The 23023-nt window shown below is 71.7% G+C and carries 24 protein-coding genes and 1 pseudogene; 12 read left to right on the top strand and 13 right to left on the bottom strand.

The window, feature by feature from the left end; translation table 11 throughout:
• Nucleotides 1-62 precede the first annotated feature (62 nt).
• Both ACFWWU_RS32300 and ACFWWU_RS32295 read left to right on the top strand, forming a co-directional pair.
• On the top strand, nucleotides 63-941 hold the full coding sequence (locus tag ACFWWU_RS32300) for an esterase/lipase family protein (RefSeq protein WP_384150980.1): 879 nt from the start codon (nucleotides 63-65) through the stop codon (nucleotides 939-941).
• A gap of 128 nt (nucleotides 942-1069) precedes the next feature.
• Nucleotides 1070-1822 (top strand): D-Ala-D-Ala carboxypeptidase family metallohydrolase, encoded by a 753-nt coding sequence (locus ACFWWU_RS32295; RefSeq protein ID WP_384150977.1) that lies wholly within the window; start codon nucleotides 1070-1072, stop codon nucleotides 1820-1822.
• 19 nt (nucleotides 1823-1841) lie between these two features.
• On the opposite strand, the gene ACFWWU_RS32290 is transcribed toward ACFWWU_RS32295, so the two are convergent.
• Nucleotides 1842-2894, bottom strand: a complete 1053-nt coding sequence (locus ACFWWU_RS32290; protein WP_384150974.1) for a lytic polysaccharide monooxygenase — start codon at nucleotides 2892-2894, stop codon at nucleotides 1842-1844.
• A gap of 648 nt (nucleotides 2895-3542) precedes the next feature.
• Here ACFWWU_RS32290 and ACFWWU_RS32285 point away from each other — a divergent pair.
• Entirely contained in the window at nucleotides 3543-4454 is a 912-nt protein-coding gene (locus ACFWWU_RS32285) for an immunity 49 family protein (RefSeq protein WP_384150971.1), read from the top strand.
• Nucleotides 4455-5094: 640 nt separating this feature from the next.
• On the opposite strand, the pseudogene ACFWWU_RS32280 reads toward ACFWWU_RS32285, so the two are convergent.
• Both ACFWWU_RS32280 and ACFWWU_RS32275 read right to left on the bottom strand, forming a co-directional pair.
• Nucleotides 5095-5328 (bottom strand): annotated as a pseudogene (locus ACFWWU_RS32280) (tyrosine-type recombinase/integrase); the annotation flags it as partial.
• Between the two features lie 171 nt (nucleotides 5329-5499).
• On the bottom strand, nucleotides 5500-6168 hold the full coding sequence (locus tag ACFWWU_RS32275; protein ID WP_317593995.1) for a response regulator: 669 nt from the start codon (nucleotides 6166-6168) through the stop codon (nucleotides 5500-5502).
• A gap of 133 nt (nucleotides 6169-6301) precedes the next feature.
• Between ACFWWU_RS32275 and ACFWWU_RS32270 the strand changes: the two genes are divergently transcribed.
• The 5 genes from ACFWWU_RS32270 to ACFWWU_RS32250 all read left to right on the top strand — a co-directional run bounded on the left by ACFWWU_RS32270 (nucleotide 6302) and on the right by ACFWWU_RS32250 (nucleotide 10237).
• Nucleotides 6302-7285 carry a Bug family tripartite tricarboxylate transporter substrate binding protein gene (locus tag ACFWWU_RS32270; RefSeq protein ID WP_384150968.1) on the top strand — a complete coding sequence of 328 codons (984 nt, stop codon included), beginning with the start codon at nucleotides 6302-6304 and terminating at the stop codon, nucleotides 7283-7285.
• Nucleotides 7282-7788, top strand: coding sequence for a tripartite tricarboxylate transporter TctB family protein (locus tag ACFWWU_RS32265; protein ID WP_384150965.1), 507 nt, complete (start codon nucleotides 7282-7284; stop codon nucleotides 7786-7788). Before ACFWWU_RS32270 ends, ACFWWU_RS32265 begins: the two co-directional genes overlap by 4 nt.
• Nucleotides 7789-7791: 3 nt before the next feature.
• On the top strand, nucleotides 7792-9288 hold the full coding sequence (locus tag ACFWWU_RS32260) for a tripartite tricarboxylate transporter permease (protein WP_384150963.1): 1497 nt from the start codon (nucleotides 7792-7794) through the stop codon (nucleotides 9286-9288).
• Nucleotides 9285-9749: a GNAT family N-acetyltransferase gene (locus ACFWWU_RS32255; protein ID WP_384150960.1), complete on the top strand. Its 465-nt coding sequence runs from the start codon at nucleotides 9285-9287 to the stop codon at nucleotides 9747-9749. Before ACFWWU_RS32260 ends, ACFWWU_RS32255 begins: the two co-directional genes overlap by 4 nt.
• Nucleotides 9750-9826: 77 nt before the next feature.
• A complete protein-coding gene (locus ACFWWU_RS32250) occupies nucleotides 9827-10237 on the top strand; it encodes a DUF6299 family protein (protein WP_384150957.1) in 411 nt (136 codons plus the stop codon).
• Between the two features lie 17 nt (nucleotides 10238-10254).
• Here ACFWWU_RS32250 and ACFWWU_RS32245 read toward each other — a convergent pair whose 3' ends face one another.
• Nucleotides 10255-10752: a DUF402 domain-containing protein gene (locus ACFWWU_RS32245; protein WP_384150954.1), complete on the bottom strand. Its 498-nt coding sequence runs from the start codon at nucleotides 10750-10752 to the stop codon at nucleotides 10255-10257.
• Entirely contained in the window at nucleotides 10733-11656 is a 924-nt protein-coding gene (locus ACFWWU_RS32240) for a GNAT family N-acetyltransferase (RefSeq protein ID WP_384150951.1), read from the bottom strand. The genes ACFWWU_RS32245 and ACFWWU_RS32240 overlap by 20 nt, the downstream gene beginning before the upstream one ends.
• Before the next feature lie 74 nt (nucleotides 11657-11730).
• On the opposite strand from ACFWWU_RS32240, the gene ACFWWU_RS32235 reads away from it, so the two are divergent.
• Nucleotides 11731-12105, top strand: a complete 375-nt coding sequence (locus tag ACFWWU_RS32235) for a GntR family transcriptional regulator (RefSeq protein ID WP_384150948.1) — start codon at nucleotides 11731-11733, stop codon at nucleotides 12103-12105.
• Nucleotides 12106-12113: 8 nt separating this feature from the next.
• Here the strand turns inward: ACFWWU_RS32235 and ACFWWU_RS32230 are convergent, their stop codons facing one another.
• The 4 genes from ACFWWU_RS32230 to ACFWWU_RS32215 form a co-directional block, all read right to left on the bottom strand.
• Nucleotides 12114-13232, bottom strand: a complete 1119-nt coding sequence (locus tag ACFWWU_RS32230) for a DUF5925 domain-containing protein (RefSeq protein WP_384150946.1) — start codon at nucleotides 13230-13232, stop codon at nucleotides 12114-12116.
• Nucleotides 13233-13327: 95 nt separating this feature from the next.
• A complete protein-coding gene (locus ACFWWU_RS32225) occupies nucleotides 13328-14092 on the bottom strand; it encodes a polysaccharide deacetylase family protein (protein ID WP_384151168.1) in 765 nt (254 codons plus the stop codon).
• A gap of 44 nt (nucleotides 14093-14136) precedes the next feature.
• Entirely contained in the window at nucleotides 14137-15228 is a 1092-nt protein-coding gene (locus ACFWWU_RS32220; protein ID WP_384150943.1) for a glycosyltransferase family 2 protein, read from the bottom strand.
• Entirely contained in the window at nucleotides 15225-16055 is an 831-nt protein-coding gene (locus ACFWWU_RS32215; protein ID WP_384150940.1) for a glycosyltransferase family 2 protein, read from the bottom strand. The genes ACFWWU_RS32220 and ACFWWU_RS32215 overlap by 4 nt, the downstream gene beginning before the upstream one ends.
• 655 nt (nucleotides 16056-16710) lie before the next feature.
• On the opposite strand from ACFWWU_RS32215, the gene ACFWWU_RS32210 reads away from it, so the two are divergent.
• Nucleotides 16711-17517: an SGNH/GDSL hydrolase family protein gene (locus tag ACFWWU_RS32210; RefSeq protein ID WP_384150937.1), complete on the top strand. Its 807-nt coding sequence runs from the start codon at nucleotides 16711-16713 to the stop codon at nucleotides 17515-17517.
• Here ACFWWU_RS32210 and ACFWWU_RS32205 read toward each other — a convergent pair.
• Nucleotides 17501-18496, bottom strand: coding sequence for a protein kinase (locus tag ACFWWU_RS32205; protein ID WP_384150934.1), 996 nt, complete (start codon nucleotides 18494-18496; stop codon nucleotides 17501-17503). The two genes, ACFWWU_RS32210 and ACFWWU_RS32205, sit on opposite strands and share 17 nt — an antisense overlap.
• Before the next feature lie 314 nt (nucleotides 18497-18810).
• Between ACFWWU_RS32205 and ACFWWU_RS32200 the strand changes: the two genes are divergently transcribed.
• Nucleotides 18811-19083, top strand: coding sequence for a hypothetical protein (locus tag ACFWWU_RS32200; RefSeq protein ID WP_125749544.1), 273 nt, complete (start codon nucleotides 18811-18813; stop codon nucleotides 19081-19083).
• Nucleotides 19084-19241: 158 nt separating this feature from the next.
• On the opposite strand, the gene ACFWWU_RS32195 is transcribed toward ACFWWU_RS32200, so the two are convergent.
• The 3 genes from ACFWWU_RS32195 to ACFWWU_RS32185 all read right to left on the bottom strand — a co-directional run bounded on the left by ACFWWU_RS32195 (nucleotide 19242) and on the right by ACFWWU_RS32185 (nucleotide 22217).
• Entirely contained in the window at nucleotides 19242-20438 is a 1197-nt protein-coding gene (locus ACFWWU_RS32195; protein WP_384150931.1) for a CaiB/BaiF CoA transferase family protein, read from the bottom strand.
• A gap of 67 nt (nucleotides 20439-20505) precedes the next feature.
• On the bottom strand, nucleotides 20506-21282 hold the full coding sequence (locus tag ACFWWU_RS32190; RefSeq protein WP_384150928.1) for an ABC transporter permease: 777 nt from the start codon (nucleotides 21280-21282) through the stop codon (nucleotides 20506-20508).
• Nucleotides 21279-22217, bottom strand: a complete 939-nt coding sequence (locus tag ACFWWU_RS32185; RefSeq protein WP_384150925.1) for an ATP-binding cassette domain-containing protein — start codon at nucleotides 22215-22217, stop codon at nucleotides 21279-21281. Before ACFWWU_RS32185 ends, ACFWWU_RS32190 begins: the two co-directional genes overlap by 4 nt.
• 62 nt (nucleotides 22218-22279) lie before the next feature.
• Between ACFWWU_RS32185 and ACFWWU_RS32180 the strand changes: the two genes are divergently transcribed.
• A complete protein-coding gene (locus ACFWWU_RS32180) occupies nucleotides 22280-23011 on the top strand; it encodes a TetR/AcrR family transcriptional regulator (protein ID WP_384150922.1) in 732 nt (243 codons plus the stop codon).
• Nucleotides 23012-23023: the final 12 nt, after the last annotated feature.

Here is a 23023-nt window from a genome sequence, read left to right as displayed (position 1 = left end):
GTGGTCCGGACCGCAGGGCACAGCACCCCCACCTTCCCCTTGAGCCGCAAGGAGATCGCCCGATGCTGCCCCGGAAGTCCTGGAAACACGCCGTCAGAGCGCTGTCCGTCCTGCTGCTGACCGCCGCCGCCACGCTCGCCCCCACCGCCACCGCCTCGGCCCAGACGGAGACCGCCACCTCCAGTCGTGGCTGGAACGACTTCTCCTGCAAGCCCTCCGCCGCGCATCCGCGCCCGGTCGTCCTCGTCCACGGCACCTTCGGGAACTCCGTCGACAACTGGCTCGTCCTCGCGCCGTACCTGGTCAACCGCGGATACTGCGTCTTCTCGCTCGACTACGGCCGGCTGCCGAACGTGCCCTTCTTCCACGGCCTCGGCCCCATCGCGAAGTCCGCCGAGCAGCTCGACGCGTACGTCGACCGGGTCCTCGCCGCGACCGGCGCCCCCGAGGCGGACCTCGTCGGACACTCGCAGGGCGGCATGATGCCCCGCTGGTACCTCAAGTTCCTCGGCGGGGCCGCGAAGGTGAACGCGCTCGTCGGGATCGCCCCCGACAACCACGGCACCACCCTCCTCGGCCTCACCAAGCTCCTGCCGTACTTCCCCGGGGCCGAGGACCTGATCAGCTCCGCGACCCCGGGCCTCGCCGACCAGATCGCCGGCTCGCCGTTCATCACGAAGCTCAACGAGGGCGGCGACACGGTCCCCGGGGTCCGCTACCACGTCATCGCGACCCAGTACGACGAGGTGGTCACCCCGTACCGCTCGCAGTTCCTGTCCGGCCCGAACGTCACCAACGTCCTCATCCAGGACAAGTGCGCGCTCGACCTCTCCGAGCACGTGGCGATCGGCACGGTGGACCGGGTCGCCTTCCACGAGGTGGCCAACGCCCTCGACCCGGCGCACGCGACCCCGACCACCTGCCTGTCGGTGATCGGCTAGGGCTTCCGCCATTGGGCCGACAAATGACGCTCGTCGTGCGTGGTTGACGCGCGTCGACGCGGCGGCCAGTCTCGGGGGTGGCCCGACGTCACGGGCCACCCCCGGTCTTGTGAGGCAATGGAGGCTCGATGCCCCGACGTACCGCACGTTCCAAGCCCGTCCGCCTTCTCCTATCGATTGTCATGCTCATGGCTTCCGTGGTGGGCGGAGTGGTGGCGACCGCCGGTACCGCCCACGCGGACGGCTGCTACACCTGGTCGCGCACCCTCTCCGAGGGAGCCTCCGGCTCCGATGTGACGCAACTGCAGATCCGGGTGGCCGGCTACCCCGGCTACGGCGCCGTCCTAGCGATCGACGGGGCCTACGGCCCCGGCACCGCCGCGGCCGTCAAACGCTTCCAGGCCGCCTACGGACTGGCCGCCGACGGTGTCGCGGGCCCCGCGACCTTCAGCAAGATCTACAGCCTTCAGGACGACGACTGCACACCGGTCCACTTCTCCTACGCCGAGCTGAACAACTGCAACACCACCTGGGCGGGCGGCGCGGTGAGCGCCGCCACCGCCAAGTCCAACGCGCTGCGCACCATGTGGAAGCTGGAGGCCCTCCGCCACGCACTCGGTGACCAGTCCATCCGCGTCACCAGCGGATTCCGCAGCCACGCCTGCAACGACGCGGTGGGCGGAGCCTCGTCGAGCCGTCATCTGTACGGTGACGCGGCCGACCTCGGCTCCGGACCCCACTCGCTGTGCCGCCTCGCCCAGCAGGCCCGCAACCACGGCTTCAACGGCATCCTCGGCCCCGGCTATCCCGGCCACAGCGACCACACCCACCTCGACCACCGCGCCGGTCGCTTCTGGTCCGCCTCAGGCTGCGGCATCTGACCCGACCGGCGCCCGGCGCCTAACGCTGGGTCCGGCGCCGCCGGGTCGTCCCGAAGAGCACGGCCGCGCCGAGCGCGAGCACGGCGGCGCCACCGACCGCGAGGTACGGGGTGGTGGCGTCGCCCCCGGTCTCGGCGAGGACCTCGCCGGAGCCGGCGTCGGAACCGGCGGCGGGAGCAGGCGCGTTGGGCGTCTCCGCAGAGGGCTCGGTCGCGTCGGCGGTCGCGTCGGCGGCCTCGGTGGCGGCCTCGGTGGCCGTCTGGGTGGCCGTCGCCTCGGCCGACCGGGTGGGCTCGGGAGCGGCGGCCGCCGTCTCTCCCGCCCCGGTCGACGGGTCGGCGTCCCCGTGCCCGCCGTGCTCGACGGAGGACTCGTCCTTCCCGTCCTCGATCTGCTCCTCGCTCGGCGCGGAAGCGGTCGGCGCCGGAGCCGTACCGCCGCTGTCCTTCCCGAACACCACGTCCGAGCACGTGTAGAACGCCTCGGGGGAGTCGGAGCGCTGCCAGATCGAGTAGATCAGGTGACGGCCGGACTTCGCCGGCACCGTCCCCTCGAAGACGTAGTCGCCGTTCTCCATCCGCGGGTCGGTCACCGTCGCGAACGGCTTCTCCTCCAGGTCCGACCACGCCAGCGGCTTCGACGGGTCGTACCCGTCCTTCGTCACGTACAGCTCGAACGAGCCCCGGTGCGGGGCGGTCCCCTTGTAACGGAAGGTGTGCGCACCGGAGTCCAGGGCGCTCGCCGGCCAGTCGGCCCGCGCCAGGTCGAGCCCGCGGTACTTGTCGTTGCCCGCGCTGCACAACTTGCCGTCCGGGATCAGCTCCCGGTGCTTCCCGGCGGCGTTCGCGATGTTCACCGCGTTCCAGTCGTAGAACGCCTGAGCCCCGCTCGCCGCCACCGCGGCCTGACAGGCCGCCGACCGCGGAGCCTCGGGCCCCTCCGCGTAACAGGCCGAGACCCGGCTCACCGGATCCGTCATCGACCCGTGCGCGAACGCGGGCCCGGACGCGAGCCCGGACAGGCCCAGCAGCGCGGTTGCGGTGACGGCCGCGGCCGTACGGCGAGAAGTCATGGGGGGACAGCTCCTTCACGAGGGTGAGGCGTGGGGGGTTGCCCAGCAAGCTAGCCGCCCGGAACCGCGAAAAAGCCGGTGGAGAGGGGGAGATGACGATCCTTAGGGCCGCTTTAAGGCGGAGGTAAGAGTGCCCTCAGGGAGCCCCTGCTGCCAGGCTCCGAGGTGCCGGGGCGCCGCGCCCTGTTGGTTCGTGGGCGTCCGCCCGCGTCCGCTGGATGTCGTGTGCGGTGGCTCCCTGCGTGGCTCTCTTGGGGAGCCACACAGGGAGCGGCAGCGTGGCCGTGGCACTCCCTCTGGACGACCGGTCACCCCTCCACGGCGCTCAGAGGGACGGACTGCAACAAGGCCAGCCGGGTGGCGCCGGTGCGGCGGGGTTGTGTCGGGAGGGTGCTGCTTGTTGCGGAGGAAGCGGCGTGCCACTGGAGCCACCTGTCGTGATGGGGCGCCGGTATGAAGGCTGTCACCAGCCGCAAACGGCGATGATCTTCCGCAGGCCGCCGACTGGCGGCCGCACGCTTGTGACCAGGGGAGTCAACGACCGGGGAAGTCACCTTGCCCGGCTCCAAGCACGTATCAGAGAAGCGAACCGCCGCTGGCCTGTCTCGTGGGACCGCGCTGTCGGTGGTCACTGCCAGGATGGCCGGCATGACGATCAAGGAAGTGACACGTCACGCAGTCGCAGAGCAGCGGATCGGACAGGCACTGGAGGGCATATGGAGTCGGGCCCACGGCCGGTGGCACGACATGCACTATGGCGACGTGCCACTGCGGCGCGGGCTCAGGGAGCTCGGTGAGGAGCTAGCCGACCACATCGCGGCGCGCACCGCGGCCGACTCCGATGACCTCGACCGTACGCCCGACTCGCGCGCCGTCCTGATCACGGCTGCGGAGTGCTCCTTGGGCGTGCTGAGCCTCGGCTGCTTCCCCGACGGTGACTTCGAGGTCCCCCTCCCGCTCGTGGGGGAGACGCTCAGCAGCGAGGAGCTTCACTACGAGGAGGAGTGGGAGCCGATCCACCCCGCGACCACGGCGCGGAGGTGGACCGACGCGTTCGCGTGGTCAGTGATCAGCGGACTCATATGGGAGCGGAATCGGGTGATTGGCCCCCTGCTGCGCGAGGACTATGCACCCGCCATCCGTGCCGGCGTTCCGTACTCGAAGCGGGAGTCGGTGTCCGACCCGGCCGACCTCGCCGAGATGGACGCGCTGTGCGGCTACCTGACAGTCGTGCAGGGGCGCTACCCCGGCGCACTCCCCGGCCCGGTGCCGCTGGCCAAGCCGGACGCCGCCGAGCGGGCGCGTACGGCCGAGCAGCTCGATACGGCCGGGATGCTGACACCGGACCAGCGGCTCCTGCGCGTCCTGCTCGACGACGACCAGTCCGCATTCGAGCGGGCCCTTGCTGAACGACTCGTCGCGCACCGCGAGAGTGCTGGCGCCGACCCGTCCGTCAGGAGCCTGCTGCCTGTGGGGGCCGTCACGCTCGCGGCCCTCGCTCGTGTCGCGCACGGCTGGCAGCTGCGTATCCGGTCCGCCTACCTGCCCGGAGCTTGGTGAGTGCCCCACAGCAGTAAACGGCTGGCGGGCCGCGCCGACCCAGTGTGCTGGGGGCCATCACCGTTTGCGGCTGGTGACACGATTCTTACCGATGCGACGGCCGTGGGTTCAGCGTGACTGAGGGACTTTGACCGGGAACCCACGGCGTCTTCGGCAGGCCGGCTCGAAAGTGCGGTGGGTTCGTCACTGCTGAATTGGCAGGATGCTCATTCGCTCTCGGTGATCAAGATTCTTGAAAACGGTCCATGAGACAGTCGGGCACGGTGGTGGGGTTGGCGAAGATCAGGCCGCGCTTCTTGGCGAAGCGGAACAGTGAGCGAAGTGCGGCGATGGCATTGCGACGCTGCCATCCGCGCAGGGGTGACAGCGCGGCCGTGACGTCGGCGACAGTGATCTCGCGCAGGTGCCCACGGGTCGTCGCCCAGTTCTCCAGCAGGGGTCGGACGCAGCATCTTCCCCGCGCTGATCGCCACGCCGCGTTCGGCGAGCATCCGCTGGAGTTCGCTGGCCTTCCAGATGCCGCGGTTGGCGGCCGCCAGACGAAGGTTCCACTTGACTGGGCCAGTCCTTTCCATCGGTCGGTGGCGCGCTGCTGTCCGGCGACCCAGGCGTCTTCGACATGGGTGCCGTGGACGTGGATATACCGGGCCGTGGTGCCGGTCCAGGTATGCCCGAGTAACTCCTGGATCGCGAACAAGGTCATGCCGGCGAGATAAGGCTGGGAGGCGCAGAAGTGGCGCAGCACGTGCGGGGTGAGCTTCCCGGCCCAGGTGGGCAGGTGCTGGACGGCGGCCTCGGCCAGCGACCGGCGGAAGACATCGGCGGTCGCCCGCGAGCAGGAGCCGTCCCGGTTCTTGCGCTCGGAGGGGAACAGCGGAGCGCCCGGCCGGGAACCGAAGAAGTAGGTCGTCTCCAGCGGTTTGGCTCCCTTGGCACACCCGTGGATGGCCGAAGCGGCGGGCGACCAGCGGATTCCCTCTTCAGAGCCGCTTACGGCGGAGGTAAGAAGCGCCTGAGAAACGGGCGTCCGAGGGCGTCCTCGGCGTCAGCCCAGGCGGCGGTACCGTCGTTCCGGGCGGCCCGTTCCGCCGTAGCGCAGGGTGATCTCCGCGCGGCCCGTCTGGGCGAAGTACTCCAGGTAGCGGCGGGCGCTGACACGGGACAGGGCGCCGGCTTCCGCGCATTCCGTCGCCGAGAGGCCCTCCGGGTGGGCGCGGAGGACCGAGTCGACCAGGTCGGCCGTGTGGGCGGCGAGGCCCTTCGGGAGCTCGCGGGAGCCGCGCGGGCGGGTGCCGAAGATCTGGTCCACGTCCTCCTGGCGGGCCTCGTCGAGGTCGTCGAGGCGGCTGCGCAGCGAGGCCACGTGGCGCAGCTGCTCGTGCAGCGCCGCCTGGCTGAACGGCTTGATCAGATAGTGCAGCGCCCCCGCCCGTAGCGCCTCACGGATCGTCGCCACGTCCCGTGCCGCCGTGATGAAGAGCGCGTCCGTGGCCAGGCCCGCCGCGCGCAGCTCCCGCAACACCTGGATGCCGTCCATGTCCGGCAGGAAGACGTCGAGCAGCACCAGGTCGGGCCGGAGCCGCTCGGCCGCGCGCAGTGCCTCGGCGCCGTTGTGCGCGACCCCGGACACCGTGAAGCCCTCCACCGCCGACACATAGCGGCAGTGCAGCTTGGCGACCATGAAGTCGTCGTCCACCACCAGCACATTCGTCACGCCGACACGCTAGGTCGCGACCACAACGACCACAACGTCCATTGATTGCGGAAGAGAGACAGCTTCTTCACGTACCGGCAACATGTGGGCCACCTCACACCCCCCATTCCCTCCTACCTGAGAGGCGGCACACGTGCGTCTGCGCACCCCCCTCGCTCTCCTCGGGTCGGCGCTGCTGGTCCTCGTGGGTCCGCCGCTGCTCACCACCGGCAGCGGATCCGACACCGGCACGCAGATACCCGGACTGCGCTTCATGGTCCCCAACACCCCCGGCGGCGGATACGACATCACCGCCCGCACGGCCGCCAGGAACGCCGAGGAAGCCGGTCTCACCGGCGACATCGAGGTCTTCAACCTGCCCGGCGCGGGCGGCACCGTCGGCCTCACCCGGCTCGTCGGCGAGCGCGGCAACGGCCGCCTCGCCATGTCCATGGGCCTCGGCGTCGTCGGCGCCGTCCACACCAACAAGACCCCCAGGACCCTCGCCGACACCACCCCGATCGCTCGGCTCACCGAGGAGCAGGACATCGTCGTGGTCGGGAAGGACTCCCCGTACAAGACCATCGACGACCTGCTCACCGCCTGGAAGAAGGATCCCGGCAAGCTGCCCGTCGGCGGCGGCTCCTCGCCCGGCGGACCCGACCACCTCGCCCCGATGCTGATGGCCCAGGCCGCCGGGATCGCCCCCAAGGACGTCAACTACGTCCCCTTCGACGGCGGCGGCGAACTCCTCGCCTCCATCCTCGGCAACAAGGTCGGCTTCGGCGTCTCCGGCGTCGGCGAGTACCTCGACCAGATCAAGGCGGGCGAGCTGCGCCTCCTCGCCGTCACCGGCCCGCAGCGGGTCCCCGGCCTCGACGCCCCCACGCTCCGCGAGGCCGGTCTCGACACCGAGTTCACCAACTGGCGCGGCATCGTCGCCCCGCCCGGCCTCTCCGACGCCGAACGCGAGAAGCTCGTCGGCCTCGTCACCGAGCTGCACGACTCGCCGCAGTGGCGCGAGGCCCTCAAGACCCACGGCTGGAACGACGCCTTCCTGCCCGGCGAGGAGTTCGGCGCCTTCCTCACCGCACAGGACGAGCGCGTCGGTTCCGTCCTGAAGGAGCTCGGCCTGTGACCACGAAACCGAAGGACCGGCTGCGCGGGCGTTCCGAGCTCGGCGTCGGCGCCCTCCTCTTCCTCCTCGGCGTCCTCGTCCTCACCGACGCCCTCACCCTCGACACCGACGTCACCGGCCGCGGGCCCGTCGGCCCCGCCACCGTCCCCCTCGTCGTCGGCTGCGGCCTCCTCGTCGTCGCCGTCCTCCTCACCGTCGACGTCCTGCGCGGCGGCCGCGGCGAGGCCGAGGCCGGCGAGGACGTCGACCTGACCGAGCCCGCCGACTGGCGCACCGTCCTGCTCCTCGCCGGGGTCTTCCTCGCCTTCGCCGTCCTCATCGGCCCCCTCGGCTTCCCCGTGGCCGGCGCCCTCCTCTTCTGGGGAGCGGCCTACGCCCTCGGCAGCCGTCACCACCACCGCGACCCGCTCATCGCGGCCGCCCTCTCCCTCTTCACCTACGCCGTCTTCGACAAGCTGCTCGGCGTCCCGCTGCCCGGCGGCCCGCTGATGGGAGTGATCTGATCCATGGATTCCCTGTCCTCCCTCATCGACGGCTTCGGGACCGCCCTCACACCGATGAACCTGCTGTGGGCCGCCGTCGGCGTGCTCCTCGGCACCGCCATCGGCGTCCTGCCCGGCATCGGCCCCGCCATGGCCGTCGCCCTGCTGCTCCCGGTGACGTACGGACTCGAACCGACCGGCGCCTTCATCATGTTCGCCGGCATCTACTACGGCGCCATGTTCGGCGGCTCCACGACCTCGATCCTGCTCAACACCCCCGGCGAGAGCGCCGCCGTCGTCGCCGCCATCGAGGGCAATCCGATGGCCAAGGCCGGCCGCGGCGCGCAGGCGCTCGCCGCCGCCGCCATCGGCCACTTCGCCGGCGGCATGATCGGCACGATCCTGCTCGTCGTCCTCGCCCCGACCGTCGCCGCGCTCGCCGTCGACATCGGCGCCCCGGACTACTTCGCCCTCATGGTCCTCGCCTTCATCGCGGTGACCTCCGTCCTCGGCTCCTCCCGCATCCGCGGCCTCGCCTCCCTCCTCGTCGGCCTCACGATCGGCCTCGTCGGCCTCGACCAGATGACCGGCCAGCAGCGCCTCACCTTCGGTTCGCTCCAGCTCGCCGACGGTGTCGACGTCGTCATCGTCGCGGTCGGCCTCTTCGCGATCGGCGAGGCCCTGTGGGTCGCCGCGCACCTGCGCCGCACGACGGGCGAGGCCATCCCCGTCGGCCGCCCCTGGCTCGGCAAGGACGACGTGCGGCGGACCTGGAAGTCCTGGCTGCGCGGTCCCTTCATCGGCTTCCCGCTCGGCGCGATCCCGGCCGGCGGCGCCGAGATCCCCACCTTCCTCTCGTACGTCACGGAGAAGAGGCTCTCGAAGCACAAGGAGCAGTTCGGCAAGGGCGCCATCGAGGGCGTCGCGGGACCCGAGTCGGCGGCCTCCGCCTCCGCCGCGGGCACGCTCGTCTCGATGCTCACCCTCGGCCTGCCCACGACCGCCGTCGCCGCCGTGATGCTCGCCGCCTTCCAGCAGTACGGCATCCAGCCCGGCCCCCTGCTCTTCGAGCGGGAACCCGACCTGGTCTGGGGCCTGATCGCCTCGCTCTTCGTCGGCATGGTGCTGCTGCTCGCCCTCAACCTGCCGCTCGCGCCGGTCTGGGCCAAGCTGCTGCGCATCCCGCGCCCGTACCTCTACGCCGGCATCCTCTTCTTCGCCGCCGTCGGCGCGTACGCGGTGGGCGGCGAGGCGCTCGACCTCGTGGTCCTGCTCGTCATCGGGCTCGTCGGCCTCGGCATGCGGCGCTACGGACTCCCGGTGCTGCCCGCCGTCATCGGCGTCATCCTCGGCCCGGCCGCCGAACAGCAGCTCCGCCGCGCCCTCCAGATCAGCGACGGCTCCCTGACCGGCCTGGTGAACACGCCGTTCTCGGTCACCGTGTACGCCGTCGTCGTCATCCTCCTCGCCTGGCCGGTGCTGAGGAAGGTGATCAACCGCCGTCGTAACGTGACGGTATGACAGACGCCTTGATCCGCCCGGCGGTCGCCGCCGACGTGCCCGCCGTGAAGGCCGTGATCGACGCGGCCTTCCACCCCTACATCGAACGGATCGGTCTCGTGCCGTCCCCGATGGAGGCGGACCACGCGGCGAACGTGGCCGCCGGGCTCGTGTTCGTCACCGGCGATCCGGTGCGGGGCCTGGTCGTCGTCGTCCCCGAAGCCGACCACCTCTACCTGGACGCGATCGCCGTCCACCCCGACGCCCGGGGCACGGGACTGGGCCGCGCGCTCCTGCGCTGGGTGGAGACGCGGGCGCGGCAGCTCGGCCGGCCCGAGGTGCGGCTGCTCACCAACGCGATGATGTGGGAGAACCGGAAGCTGTACGAGCGGTACGGCTACGAGGTCGTCGAGCGGCGCGCGGACGGACCGTACGATCGTATCCACTACCGAAAAGTCCTCAACGCGCCCCTGAAGGGGTGAGTTTCGGACATCGGGCGGCTTGATCCGGTATCCCTGGCGGGCAGCACCATCCCCCACGCCCCGAAGGGACCCCGCTCATGCGCGTCCGAACCGTCCTCGCCGCAGGCGCCCTGCTCGCCGTCGCCGTCGCCCCTCTCGCCCACGCGGGAGAGGCCGACGGTCTTTCCGTCCACGGACACGGGACCGTCGCCGCCGACAGCACCGTGACCCTCTCCGGCACGTACCGCTGCGTCGACGACAGCGCGGGTCCCGTCTTCGTGAGCTCCACCCTCCGCCAGGGGAACCGTTCCGCCGGGATCGGTGGCACCCGGGCCGTCTGCGACGGACAGATCCGCGAGTGGGTCAACACCTCCGTGGTGAAGGACCCCGCCTACCAGCCAGGCGCCGCCAGGGTCGAGGCCACCCTCACGCAGCTCACGGCCGGCGCGATGGGCCTGCCGACGCCCGGCTTCCTCGCGACGGAGGAGTCGGACGTCGAGCTGTACTGACCGCTACCGACCCACCGCTACCGACCCAAGAGGTCGATCAGGCCCTCACGGCCGAGCACTTCGAGCTCGTCGAGGGCCACGACGGCACGGGCCGCCGCCTCCGGGTCGGAGGCGGCGAGGCCGCTCGCCGCGAACTCGTCCTCGTCGAGCCGCAGCACCTCGCTGCCGTCCGCCGACACCCACAGGTCCAGGTCGAGGTCCTCGACCACCACTCCCGAGCCGTCGATCTCGGCCGGCCGGGTGATGTCGCAGTACCAGCCCTTGAGGATTCCGTCGGCGGACCACACCTCCTTGACCGTGTACCAGCGGTCGCGCCAGTAGTGCTCCACGAAGACGTCGCCAGGTTCGAACCGTACGAAGCCGAAGTCCCGTACCCCCTCGGCGGCCCACGGGGCACGGACCGACAGCCGGCCGCCCTCCTCCGTGAGCACCTCCTCCGTGAGGACTTCCGCCGGGTAGCGGATCTTCGTCCGTCCCGCCTTCACCAGGGTGATCTCAACCGATCGTCCGGACATGCCGTACCTCCACCGCACCGAGCTCGTATCCGAACCACTTGTTGATCGCCAGCATCGGCCCGTTGTCGGCGTCGTTGCTGGTGAACGCCTCCACGCAGCCCGCCGCACGGGCCCGGTGCAGGGACGCGTTCTTGGCGAGCTTCGCGAGCCCGCGGCCGCGGAAGGCGGGCGCCGTGCCCGTCATTCCCGAGTTGTACCGGCCGAGCCCGTCCGTCTGCGCCGCGCTGAACGCCGCGGGCACCCCGTCCACCACCACGACCGTCGTCAGCGCCCGGTCATGGAGGGGGTGGTTCCAGGTCGTCTCCCGCCAGTGCGCGTAGTCGTCCAGCTCGGCCCCCACGTCACCCGGCTCGTCGGCGGTCGTCACCGCGTCCAGCTCGAAGATCGGCCGCGGATCGGCCGCGAAGTGCTCGGCAGGCAGCAGTTCGACACCGGCCGGCGTCTCCTGGAGCGGCGGCAGTTCGGCCGTCGTCAGGTCGAGGCGGAGGAAGCGGGCGGAACGGCTGGGCGCGTAGCCCCGCCGCTCGGCCCACGCGCGGTCCTCCGGCGTGTCCATGACCCAGCTGTACAGGGTCCGCGCGCCCTGCTCCGCGAGGTGCTCCTCGGCGGCGCGCAGCAGCGACGTCCCGGCACCGCGCCGCTGACGCGCGGGGTCCACGTACACGTTGACGGACCCGATCCCGGGCTCCGGCGCGTCGTGGGCGATCCGCTGCTGGACGGTCCCGATGATCTCGCCGTCCTCGGTCACCGCGACGAGCGGCCTCTCGTGGCTGTCGGGGTGGGCGCGCGCCCAGTCGAACACGAGCTGTTCGGCGGTCGCGAGCATAAAGGGAACGGAGGCGCGTCGGACCCGGGCGAAACCTTCGGCGTCCTCGGCTCGTACATCACGGACGATCACAGTCATGTGGCCGCACGCTACGGGTGGAGGGTGCGCAGCCGCCTCCCATTTTCCCGGGGGGTGGGGGCAGAATCGGCGGCGTGACACTCACCATCGCCGTGGACCACGACTCCACCACCGCTCCGTACGAACAGCTGCGTGCCCAGATCTCGGAGCGGGCCCGCTCGGGCAGACTGCCGGTCGGATACAAGCTGCCGACGGTACGGGGACTCGCGGAGGAGCTGGGACTCGCCGCGAACACCGTCGCCAAGGCCTACAAGGCGCTGGAGGCGGACGGAGTGATCGAGACGCGCGGGCGCCACGGGACCTTCGTCGCCGCGGCCGGCGACGCGGCGACCCGCCGGGCCGCCGGCGCCGCCGCCCAGTACGCCGAGGAGGCCCATCGCCTCGGCCTGAGCCGCGAGGCCGCGGAGGCGGCGGTGAGCGAGGCCCTGCGCGCGGCGTACGACAACTGATCCGACCGCTACAGGTAGAGCCCCGCCCCCGCCGTACGGGGCTCCGGGAGTTCCGCCGGGGGCGTGCCGCGGCGCAGCGCGAACAGCTCCGCCAGCGTCGCGCCCTCGCGCGGCACGCCCTCCTCGCGCCCGAGCCAGGTGACGGACTCCGCCCTGGTCAGCGGCCCGACCTCGATCCGCGCCAGACAGCGGCCCGGGCGGACGACGGCCGGGTGGAGCCGCTCCAGGTCCTCGTTGGTGGTGACCCCGACCAGGACGTTACGTCCCTGCCCGAGCAGCCCGTCCGTCAGGTTGAGCAGCCGCGACAGGGCCTGCCCCGCCGTGTGCTTCGCCTCGCCCCGGATCAGCTCGTCGCAGTCCTCCAGGAGCAGCAGCCGCCAGCGGCCCTTCGCCGTGCCCTCGTCCTCCCCGATGGCGATGTCCATCAGATAGCCGACGTCGTTGAAGAGCCGCTCCGGGTCCAGGACGCAGTCCACCTGGCACCACTCCCGCCAGGACCGGGCCAGGGTCCGCAGCGCGGACGTCTTGCCCGTTCCCGGCGGCCCGTGCAGCAGCAGGAGCCGGCCCGCGATCGACTCGGGGGTCACCGTCATCAGCCGGTCCATGGACTCGGCCACCGGCGCCGAGTAGTTGGGCCGGACCTCGTCCCAGGTCCCGGCGCTGATCTGCCGGGTGGTGCGGTGCGGGCCGCGCCGGGGCGACACGTACCAGAAGCCCATCGTCACGTTCTCCGGCTGCGGTTCCGGCTCGTCCTTCGCCCCGTCGGTCGCCTCCTTGAGGACCCGGTCCGCGAGCTCCGCGTCCGAGGCCGTGACGGTGACGTCCGCGCCCCGGTTCCAGCGGGAGATCAGCAGCGTCCAGCCCTCGCCCTCGGCGAGCACGGCGCTGCGGTCGTCGTCCTTCGCGGCCCGCAGGACCCGGGCGTCGGCGGGAAGGAGCGTCGCCTCGGGCTTGACCCGGTCCAGGGTGGTGCTGTGCGCGTGGGGCTGCTCGCCGGTCGCGAAGCGGCCGAGGAAGAGCGCGTCGACGACGTCCGACGGCGAGTCGCTGTCGTCGAGGTTGAGCCTGATGGGCAGCGACCGCTGCGGCTCGGACGGTACCGCTGGGGTGTCAGCCATGGCGCCCATGATCCGGCAACCGGGCATTCCGTGCACCGTGTTTTGAACGGGACGTTCTCGCCGGTCGCCGGTCGCCGGTCGCCGGTCCCCGGACCGGCGGTACGTCAGATCCAGTGGCCCCGCGCGACGCCCCGGGCGCGCCGGACGAGCGCGTACCCCTTCGTCACGGCCCGGTCCGCCGCGAAGTTCCAGGCGATCGCCCGGCCTTCCACGAGCCGGGTGAACTCCTTGATCCCCGTCGACCGGCGCACGGTGACCCGCTCCAGGGCGTACGGCCCCTGGCCGCGGCAGGCCAGGGCGTTGCCCACGGCGAGCGCCTGGGTGAACCCGGCCTCCCGGACCGTGCGCCGGACCCGCCGGCTGGAGTATCCGTACGGGTACGCGAAGGAGGCCGGGGCGCTCCCGAGCTCCTCGCCCACGATCTCCCGGCAGCGCAGCGTCTCGAAGCGCAGCCGCCGCGGGTCGAGCTGGTCGAGCTGCGGATGGGTGTGGCTGTGGCCGCCGATCTCCGTGCCCGCGTCGGCCAGTTCGCGCACCTGACCCCAGTCGAGCATGGTGTCGAGCGCCCCGCCCTCGTCGTGCTTGCCGCGCAGCCAGCCGGTGGAGACGAAGACGGTGCTCGCGAAGGAGTGCTCGGCGAGCACGGGGAGGGCGTGCCGGTGCACGCCCTCGTATCCGTCGTCGAAGGTGACGAGGAGCGGCCGGGCGGGCAGCGGGCGGCCGGTGCGCCAGGCGTCGGCGAGCGCCGCGGTCGTCAGCGGGGTGAAGCCGCGCTCGGCGACCACCGCCATCTGCGCGGCGAACGCCTCGGGGGTGACGGAGAGCCCCAGGGTCGCGGGAGCGGGATCCCGGTCGACGGCGTGGTACATGAGGACGGGCACGCCTCGGTTGCGTACGGCTCCGGTCTCCGCGTTCACGAGGCGGCCCCCTCGACGGCGCTGTCCTTGGCCGTACGGTCGTCGGCCGTACGGTCTTTGTCCGTGGCGTTCCCGGCAGCACCGGCCTCGGCCCGCTCGATCGGTCCCCAGGAGAACGTCGGGTCGCCCCGCCGCGCCCGGAGCGTGCCGAGCGCGTAGCCGCCGGCCGCGACCGTCACCCCGGTCACGATCGCCCCGGCCCGGCCCGCGCCGCCGGACCGGCCGCGCAGCGCGTCGCGCACCCCGCGCAGGACCCCGGCGGGCAACACCCGTGTCGTGTAGCGCCGTTCGGACTCCAGCCCCTTCTGCGCGCCGACGCTCCGCGCGACGAGCGCCTTGGAGAGCCCTTCGGCGTACACCCGGGTACGGAAGTAGCCGAAGCGCTCACGGACGGCGGGCACCTTGTGGTGGATGACCGCCCGGTCGTCGATCAGCAGGATCGCCCCTGGCAGGGCCTTGGAGAGCCGGATGCACAGCTCGGTCTCCTCGCCGCCGAGGGGCCGCCGGTCGCCGTCCCGGCCGATGCCGGTGGCGAATCCGCCCGCCGCGTCGAAGGCGGTGCGGCGGAAGGAGGCGTTGCCGCCCAGGACGTTGCGCACCCGCGTCCGGCCCGGGGGCAGGCCCCGGTACGTACAGCCGACGACCCAGTCGAACTCCTCGGGGAACCAGGCCGGGCGGCGGCCGGAGGCCCAGGCGGGCAGGGTCCGGCCGCCGACGGCCATGACCTCGGGTCCGTCGTAGGCGGCGGCGAAGTGGTGGAGCCAGTCCCGCTCGGCGACGGCGTCGTCGTCGAGGAAGGCCACGAACTCGCCGCGGGCGGCGGAGATTCCGGTGTTGCGGCCGGAGGAGAGGCCGCGGGGGCCCGCGTTGGCGAGCACCCGCACCTCCTCATGGAGCCGCTCGTCCGCGTACTCCGCGGTGAGCCGTTCCAGGAGCCGCTCGTTGTGGTCGACCACGAGCAGCGTCTCCAGCGGCGGCAGCGACTGTTTCCGTACGGAGTCGACGGCGGCGAGGATGTCCTCCCACCGCTCCTCCGTGTAGACGCAGATCACCACCGAGAAGCCGTGCGGGGACGTGCGGTCGCTCAAGACACCTCTCCCCGGGGGACGTTGACCGAGAATGCCGCGGGCCGGCGACGGGCCGCCCTGCGGACGCCCTTCTCCTTCAGGATGACCTTGAGGACCCGGATCCCGTCGCGCACGGCGTTGAGGTTGCTCACGCCGTGGATGCGCAGGTATTCGTGGCTGGGTACTTCCTGGACCTTGAGGCCGGCCTTGACCACGCGGATGTTGATGAGCGTCTCGATCTCGAATCCGGTGCAGTCGAGCGTGACCTTGTCGAGGCAGTGGCGCCAGAAGGCGTTGTAGCCGTAGCAGAGGTCGGTATAGCGGGCGCCGAACTTGCGGTTGACGAGCGTGCAGAGCGCCCAGTTGCCGAGTCGGCGGATGGTCGTCATGTCGTCCGTGCCGCCGCCGTTGGCGAATCGCGAGCCCTTGGCGAAGTCGGCACCGCCGACGAGAGCGGAGACGTAGGAGACGATCTCCTGGCCGTCGGCCGAGCCGTCGGCGTCGACCATGACGATGATGTCGCCGGTGCAGGCGGCGAAGCCGCTGATCAGGGCGTCGCCCTTGCCCTTGCCGACCTGCTTGACCACCTTGACGTCCGGCCAGAGTTCGCGGGCGACATTCACGGTGTCGTCGGTGGAATTTCCGTCGACGAGGACGACTTCGTGGATCCATTCCGGCAGCGTCTTGAAGACGTACGGAAGATTTTCGGCCTCATTCATCGCGGGAATGACGACACTCACCGGGGGAGTGATCGCCAAATGCGAAGTGATGGCCCGATACTGGGCCGCTATTCGACTCGGCTCGGTCATTTCTTGGCCCGTAGTGGCCGGGCGCAGGAACGAGCTCATGGGTCTGGATTCCCTCTCGTCCGGTGGGCCGCCCACCCCTTGGGCGGTCCGATGGTGTGTCCGGTTCGAAAGGGGGGTGCTCGCCTCGCCCGCTCAGGATCGACACAGAGTCGATCTCCTTGCGGGATCGGCGAGTTGGCATGACTGGCCGCGCGGTACCCGCGACTCGGCGCACGTGCGAACACCGAGCACGGCACCCCCCTACCGCGCCCCGCACCGGAGCCATCGCGACGCTAGAGCCCTCCCCTGAGCCGCTTCTTGATGGTCCTGTGCGGGTGAGATGTACGACGGTATTGATGAATGGGACTGTATGGCAAGTCCCGGATCTGTGGCCCGCTTTTCCGTAGTTTGGCGAAGCTTCGTCGGTCAGATGTGCAACTGTCCCGGTCGGATTCGGTCAATCCGTTTGCGTGCAGGGAACAGTGATGCGGGATCACACTTCTGTGGTTTGTTGTGTGAATGTGTCGCGATCTCGTTCGATCGCGTATCGGGAGCGGAGGTTCCGCTTCCCCTCGTGGCCGGATCTCGACGGTCGCTGCCGGAGGATCGCCTGAGCGGCGCTGGAGTTCAGTCCCAGTTTTGACATGAACACTTCCGGTCCGGCGGATCCGATGCTACTACCTGGTAGCGCAGAGATCCTGCTACAGGAGGTTCCATGAGACTGTCCCGCTTCGCGGCCCTTTCGTCCTCGCTCCTGCTCGGCGCCGTCCTCGCCCTCACCGGGGCGAGCGCGGCTCAGGCGGCCGAAACCGCCGCCCTCGACTACGTGGCACTGGGAGACTCGTACTCCTCCGGCGTCGGCGCCGGCAGCTATGACAGCGCCAGTGGCGACTGCAAGCGCTCCACGAAGGCGTTTCCGGTGCTCTGGAAGAACGCCAACGCCCCCTCCTCCTTCGCGTTCACGGCCTGCTCGGGCGCCCGAACGGGTGATGTGACCGCCAATCAGCTCGGCCCCCTCTCCGCCGCCACTGACCTGGTCTCCGTCACGATCGGAGGAAATGACGCCGGATTCGCCGACGTCATGACGACCTGTGTGCTCCAGTCCGAGGCCACCTGTATCAACCGTGTGAATCAGGCCAAGGCGTACGTGGACTCGACGCTGCCCGGCAAGCTCGACTCCGTCTACACGGCCATCAGGAACAAGGCGCCCGCCGCCCAGGTCGTCGTCCTCGGGTATCCGCGCTTCTACAAGCTGGGCGGCAACTGCGTCGCCGGGCTGAGCGAGGGCGAGCGCAGCGCCATCAACGGCGCCTCGGACTACCTCAACGCGGCCGTGGCCAAGCGCGCGGCCGACCACGGCTACACCTTCGCCAGCGTCGTCCCGCCCTTCACCGGCCACGAGATCTGCTCGGGCTCCGCCTGGCTGCACAGCGTCAACTGGCTCAACATCGGCGAGTCCTACCACCCGACCGCCGCCGGACAGTCGGGCGGCTACCTGCCGTCCTTCAACGGGGCGGTGTAGCGGATCCGTCCCCCGTACCCGTGGAGCCGGGACCGGCCGGAGCGGTGCTCGTGACCCCGCCCGGACCGGGACCGGTGCCCGGTTCCCCGTCCCGTACGAGGTGGTACGTCAACGCCCCGGTGATCAGCAGGATCCCGACGAGCCCGGCCGCGAGGACCGGGCCCCGGCGGGGCCGTGAGGGTCGGCGGGGCGGCGGCGTACGGTCCGGCGGGGGCGTCGGACTCCCGGCCCGCGGGACCTCGTCGTCTCCCGTCCGCGGTGTGGAGGGCTCCGTCCTCAAGGGGCCCGTGCCCCGTGGTGTGGCCCCGGGGGCGATCCGCCGCAGCTCCCGCTCGGCCTGGTCCACGGTCAGGGCCGACTCCGGGTCCTCGCTCCGCAGCCGCTCGACCACGGCGGCCAGCGGCCCCGGCCGGCCCCCCGCGGCCACGTCGAGGAGCGCCCCGAGGGACCGCAGCTCCGCCGCCGTGTCCGGCGCGTCCTCCGGCGGGGTGGTGGATTCCGTACCGGTTTCCGTGCCGAACCCGGTGACGACGACCCGCCCGTCATTGGCGAGCAGGACGTCCCCGGGGTCGACGCCCGGATGGCGGACGCCCGCCTCGCGCGCCGCCCTGAGCGCGGCGAGGACCTCGGCGCCGACGCGCGCGGCCTCCGGCGGAGGCAGCGGCCCGGCGGCGTCCAGCGTCTCGGCGAGGCTGAGACCGCGGACCAGCTCCATCACGACCCACGGCCGGCCGTCCTCGGTGGCCACGCCGTGCACCGTCACCACCGAGGGGTGGGAGATCCGGGCGGCCGCCCGCGCCGCGCGCTCCAGGCGCGCGTACAGGAGGGGGACTTCGTCGGCCGGGAGTCCGGCCGGGGCGCGGAACTCCTTGAGGGCCACCTCGTGGACGAGCGTCTCGTCGAGGGCGCGCCAGACCGTGCCCGTCGCCCCTTCCGCGAGGACGTCCAGCAGCCGGTAACGACCCGCGATCACCGTCATGGGCTCCACGGTAACCGAACGGTGTCCGTCCGACTCCGTTCCGTACGGGACCGGACAGGGGAACGATCTTGGTGTCGGAGATCACATACGCCTCCGTGTACGGAGGTCGCGGCCTCGGGTGCAGGATGGTTCGTGACGGTTCGACAGGTGTTCGAGGCCTGTCCAACTCACCCTGGAATCAGATGGATTCGCACAGTGACCGTCAACGCTCGTACGGGTGCGGTGAATCCCGTCGGCGGGATACACGGGTGTGACGGTGGAGCGATAGGGTTAACCTGCCCGGGCCGGGTGCCCTTGTACGGGTGGGGAGTGACATGGAACAGATAGCAATGCGCAGCAGGCCGCGAGTGCCTGCCATCACCTGCGGGAGCAGCGCGACGAGTTCGCGACTCGACCGCCATCTCGCGGTGCTCGGCGGTCCCGCCGTGCCCCAGCGTGAGGTGGCCGAGGCGACGCTGCTGATGCGGGAACTGACGTCGCGTATGCCGGAGGCGCCGGTGCACAGTCACCGTGGCCGCAGCGCACGCGTCTCGCTCTTCGCTCCGCTCCGCCGTCTGCGTCGCTCGCTCTTCGGCGCGCGCCGCTAGAGGGCCGGGGGCCGGGCCGGGTACCCCGAGGTCACCCGCCCGCTTCCGCCCGGCCTCTCCCGTACGACTCGGCTCGCGACAGCGCCGGACGTGTCCCCGCCCGTCCGGCGTTCCGTCGTGTCCGAGCCGGTCGACCGTCGTCGTGCGACGGGTGGCCGTCAGGCGATCACACCCGCGCTCCTGAGCTCCTTCACCTCCGCCTCGGGCACCCCGAGCTCCCCGAGGACCTCGTCCGTGTCCTGACCGAGGGCCGGGATCCGGTCCATACGCGGTTCCGGGCCGTCCGGGAAGACGATCGGCGGCAGCAGTGAGCGCAGCGGCCCGACCGGGGAGTCCACCGGCCGCCAGCGGTCCCGGGCCGTCAGCTGAGGGTGCTCCGCGAGCTCCGCGACCGAGTTGAGCCGGGCGCAGGCGACGCCCGCCGCGTCGAGGCGCGCCAGCGCCTCAGGGGCCGTCAGCGGGGCCAGTGCCTCCGCCACCACCGCGTCCGTCACCGCGCGCCCCGCGACCCGGGCCGTGTTCGTCGCGAAGGCCGGGTCCTCGGCGAGCTCGGGGCGGCCGATGACCTGTTCGGCGAGCCGTCGCCACTCGCGGTCGTTCTGCACGGAGAGCAGCACCAGCCCCCCGTCGGCCGTCGGATAGGCGTCGTACGGGGCGATCACCGCGTGCGCGAGCCCCGTTCGCGCCGGGGCCGTGCCTCCATGCGCCCCGTGGTGCAGCGGATGTCCCATCCACTCGGCCAGCGAGTCGAGCAGGGAGACCTCCACGGGACCGCCGCGCCCGGTCGTGCCGCGCCGTACGAGAGCGGCGAGGACACCCGAGAAGGCGTACATCCCGGCGGCGATGTCGGCCGCCGGGATCCCCGACTTGACCGGCTGGTCCGGGGTGCCGGTCACCGAGACGAGGCCCGCCTCGCACTGGACGAGCATGTCGTACGCCCGCTTGTGCGCGTACGGGCCGGCCGCTCCGTACCCCGAGACGTCCACCGCGATCAGCCGCGGGTGTGCGGCGCACAGCGTGGCGGCGTCGAGGCCGAGCCGGGCCGCGGCGCCCTGCGCCAGGTTCTGGACGAAGACGTCGGCGCCGGCCACCAGGCGCCGGGCCAGCGCCAGACCCCGGGGGTCCTTGAGGTCGACCGCCACCGACTCCTTGCCGCGGTTGCACCAGACGAAGTGCGAGGCGAGGCCGCGGGCGGCCGTGTCGTACCCCCGGGCGAAGTCCCCGCCGTCGGGGCGCTCGATCTTGACGACACGGGCGCCGAGGTCCGCGAGCTGCCGGGTGGCGAAGGGGGCGGCGACGGCCTGCTCGACGGCGACGACCGTGATCCCTTCGAGGGGGAGTGGCTGAGTGCTCATGACAGCCCTGCCTACCCTGCCGGGCCGCCCCTGTCATCAGGGGATGCGTCACGTCCCCGGACGGGGGTCAGCGGCGGGCGTAGCGGCGGACCGCGAGCGGGGCGAAGAGCGCGATCAGGGCGAGCGACCAGAGCAGCGCCCCCGCCACCGGGTGGGCCACCGGCCAGGCGGCGTCCGCCGGTACGGGCGCGTTGCCGAAGAGCTTCCGTACCGCCGTGGTGACCGCCGAGATCGGGTTCCACTCGGCGACCGTCCGCAGCCACCCCGGCATGCCGTCCGTCGGGATGTACGCGTTGGAGAGCAGCGGCAGCATGAAGGTGGCGCTGCCCAGCTGGCCGGCCGCCTCCTCGCTCTGCGAGGCCAGGCCGAGCAGGATCCCGATCCAGGTCGTGGCGAAGCGGAAGAGGAGCAGCAGGCCGAAGGCGCCCAGGGCCTCCAGGGCGGTGCCCTCGATACGCCAGCCGATGGCGAGTCCGACGAGGATCAGCGGGACCGTGCCGACCGCGCTGGCCACCAGGTCGGCGAGCGCCTGCCCGAGGGGGACGGCGGCCCGGCTGACGGGCAGGGTCCGGAAGCGGTCCATGACGCCCCGGTGCGAGTCCTGCGCGGCCTGGAACATGCCGGTCATCAGGCCGCCGGCGGCCGTCGCGACGAGCATGCCGGGGACCAGGTAGGCCCGGTACTCGGCGCCCGGCATGGCGAGCGCGCTGCCGAAGACGTACCCGAAGAAGAGGAGGAAGACGATCGGCATCGTCTGGGTCATGACGGTGATGGCGGGGGCGTGCCGGATCCGCTGGAGGTGGCGGCCGAGGACGGCGGTCCCGTCGTGCACGAGTGCGCTCACGCGGCGAACTCCTTCCGGGCGGTGAGGCGCAGGAACACCTCGTCGAGGGTGGGCGGACGCAGGGACGCGTCGACGATGTGGACTCCGGCGGCGTCGATCTCGCGGACGATCCGGGGGAGGGTGAGCGTGGTGTCCACGGTCACCGCGCCGACCGTGCGCCGCTCGGCGTCCAGGGCCGGGGCCGCGCCGGTGAGCCGGTCGAGGACGGCGGCGGCCGCTTCCAGCAGGGAGGGGTCGGCGACGACGACCTCGGCGTAGTGGCCGATGAGCGCCTTGAGTTCGGCGGGTGTGCCGCGCTGGGCGACCCGTCCGTCGTCGATCAGGACGATGTCGTCGGCGAGCTGGTCGGCCTCTTCCAGGTACTGGGTGGTGAGCAGGACGGTCGTGCCCTCGGACGCCAACGCCCGTACGGCGTCCCAGATGCCGTTCCGGCTGTGCGGGTCGAGACCGGTCGTCGGCTCGTCGAGGAAGAGGACGTCGGGCCGGACGAGCAGGCTCGCGGCCAGGTCGAGGCGGCGCCGCATCCCGCCCGAGTAGGTGCGCGCGGGCCGGTCGGCCGCGGCGGTCAGGCCGAACCTTTCCAGGAGTTCGTCGGCGCGGGAGCGCGGGGCGCGCAGGAGCCTGGCGAAGAGGCGGAGGTTCTCGGCGCCGGTCAGGTCGCCGTCGACGGAGGCGTACTGGCCGGTGACCGCGATCTTGCGGCGTACGCCCGCCGGGTCGCGCACCACGTCGTGCCCGGCGACGCGCGCGCTGCCGGCGTCGGGCGCGACGAGGGTCGTCAGGACCAGGACGGCGGTGGTCTTGCCGGCGCCGTTGGGGCCGAGGACGCCGCAGACCGTGCCCTCGGGGACGGCCAGGTCGAGCCCGCGCAGGGCGTGGACCTCCCCGTACCGCTTCTGCAGACCCTCACTAAGTACAGCGTACGTAGTAGTCATGGCGCGACCCTACCCCACTACGTACGGTGTACGTAACTAGGATGGGGGCGAGGTGATGATCCATGGCGGGCCGAGCGGCCGAACCGGAAGTGATCTGGGCACGGCCCGAGCGCGCGGGCCGCGGCCCGAAGCCGGCGTACAACAGGAGCGACATCGTGGCCGCCGCGGTCCGCATCGCCGACGCCGACGGCATCGACGCGGTCTCGATGCGCCGCATCGCGGGCGACATCGGCTGCGGCACGATGTCGCTCTACAACTACGTCCCCCGCAAGGAGGACCTGTACGAGCTGATGGTCGACGCCGTCAGCGCCGAGTACGAACTCTCCGACCCGCTCGGCGCCTCCGGCGGTGACTGGCGCGCCGGCATGCTCGACATGGGCAGGCAGGCGCGCGGGATCCTGCACCGCCACCCCTGGGTGATCCGGCTGATGACCACCGGCTACGCCTACGGCCCGAACGCCCTGCGGTTCCTGGAACACTGCCTCGGCTGCCTGGACGGCCTCGACCTGCCCGGCGGCACCAAGATGGAACTCATCGCGAGCGTCAACGGCACCGTGATGACCATCGTCGCCAACGAGATCGCCCTCGCCGAACGCGCCCGCTCCCTGCCCTGGTCCGGGGAACAGGAACAGGCCGTCCGCACCGCCTACCTGTTGCGGCAGATCGCGGGCGGCGGCTACCCGAGGCTGGCCACCGTCCTCGCCGGGTCCGGGGCCGAACGCCTCGACCCCGAGGAGATCTTCGAGCGGACCCTGCGACGGGTGCTCGACTCCTTCGTGCTCCGGCCCGCCTGAGGCGCCGCCGCG

Origin of the sequence: Streptomyces sp. NPDC058650, from assembly GCF_042717315.1 — a bacterium.
Classification (GTDB): Bacteria; Actinomycetota; Actinomycetes; order Streptomycetales; family Streptomycetaceae; genus Streptomyces.
Note: the sequence above shows the minus strand (reverse complement) of the source record. Positions and strands in the feature narration are given on the sequence as shown.

Coding starts and splice junctions, on each gene's coding strand:
- ACFWWU_RS32300 (WP_384150980.1), top strand. CDS start 63: ATGCTGCCCCGGAAGTCCTGGAAACACGCCGTCAGAGCGCTGTCCGTC.
- ACFWWU_RS32295 (WP_384150977.1), top strand. CDS start 1,070: ATGCCCCGACGTACCGCACGTTCCAAGCCCGTCCGCCTTCTCCTATCG.
- ACFWWU_RS32290 (WP_384150974.1), bottom strand. CDS start 2,894: ATGACTTCTCGCCGTACGGCCGCGGCCGTCACCGCAACCGCGCTGCTG.
- ACFWWU_RS32285 (WP_384150971.1), top strand. CDS start 3,543: ATGACGATCAAGGAAGTGACACGTCACGCAGTCGCAGAGCAGCGGATC.
- ACFWWU_RS32260 (WP_384150963.1), top strand. CDS start 7,792: ATGGATTCCCTGTCCTCCCTCATCGACGGCTTCGGGACCGCCCTCACA.
- ACFWWU_RS32255 (WP_384150960.1), top strand. CDS start 9,285: ATGACAGACGCCTTGATCCGCCCGGCGGTCGCCGCCGACGTGCCCGCC.
- ACFWWU_RS32250 (WP_384150957.1), top strand. CDS start 9,827: ATGCGCGTCCGAACCGTCCTCGCCGCAGGCGCCCTGCTCGCCGTCGCC.
- ACFWWU_RS32245 (WP_384150954.1), bottom strand. CDS start 10,752: ATGTCCGGACGATCGGTTGAGATCACCCTGGTGAAGGCGGGACGGACG.
- ACFWWU_RS32240 (WP_384150951.1), bottom strand. CDS start 11,656: ATGACTGTGATCGTCCGTGATGTACGAGCCGAGGACGCCGAAGGTTTC.
- ACFWWU_RS32230 (WP_384150946.1), bottom strand. CDS start 13,232: ATGGGCGCCATGGCTGACACCCCAGCGGTACCGTCCGAGCCGCAGCGG.
- ACFWWU_RS32225 (WP_384151168.1), bottom strand. CDS start 14,092: ATGTACCACGCCGTCGACCGGGATCCCGCTCCCGCGACCCTGGGGCTC.
- ACFWWU_RS32215 (WP_384150940.1), bottom strand. CDS start 16,055: ATGAGCTCGTTCCTGCGCCCGGCCACTACGGGCCAAGAAATGACCGAG.
- ACFWWU_RS32210 (WP_384150937.1), top strand. CDS start 16,711: ATGAGACTGTCCCGCTTCGCGGCCCTTTCGTCCTCGCTCCTGCTCGGC.
- ACFWWU_RS32205 (WP_384150934.1), bottom strand. CDS start 18,496: ATGACGGTGATCGCGGGTCGTTACCGGCTGCTGGACGTCCTCGCGGAA.
- ACFWWU_RS32200 (WP_125749544.1), top strand. CDS start 18,811: ATGGAACAGATAGCAATGCGCAGCAGGCCGCGAGTGCCTGCCATCACC.
- ACFWWU_RS32195 (WP_384150931.1), bottom strand. CDS start 20,438: ATGAGCACTCAGCCACTCCCCCTCGAAGGGATCACGGTCGTCGCCGTC.
- ACFWWU_RS32185 (WP_384150925.1), bottom strand. CDS start 22,217: ATGACTACTACGTACGCTGTACTTAGTGAGGGTCTGCAGAAGCGGTAC.
- ACFWWU_RS32180 (WP_384150922.1), top strand. CDS start 22,280: ATGGCGGGCCGAGCGGCCGAACCGGAAGTGATCTGGGCACGGCCCGAG.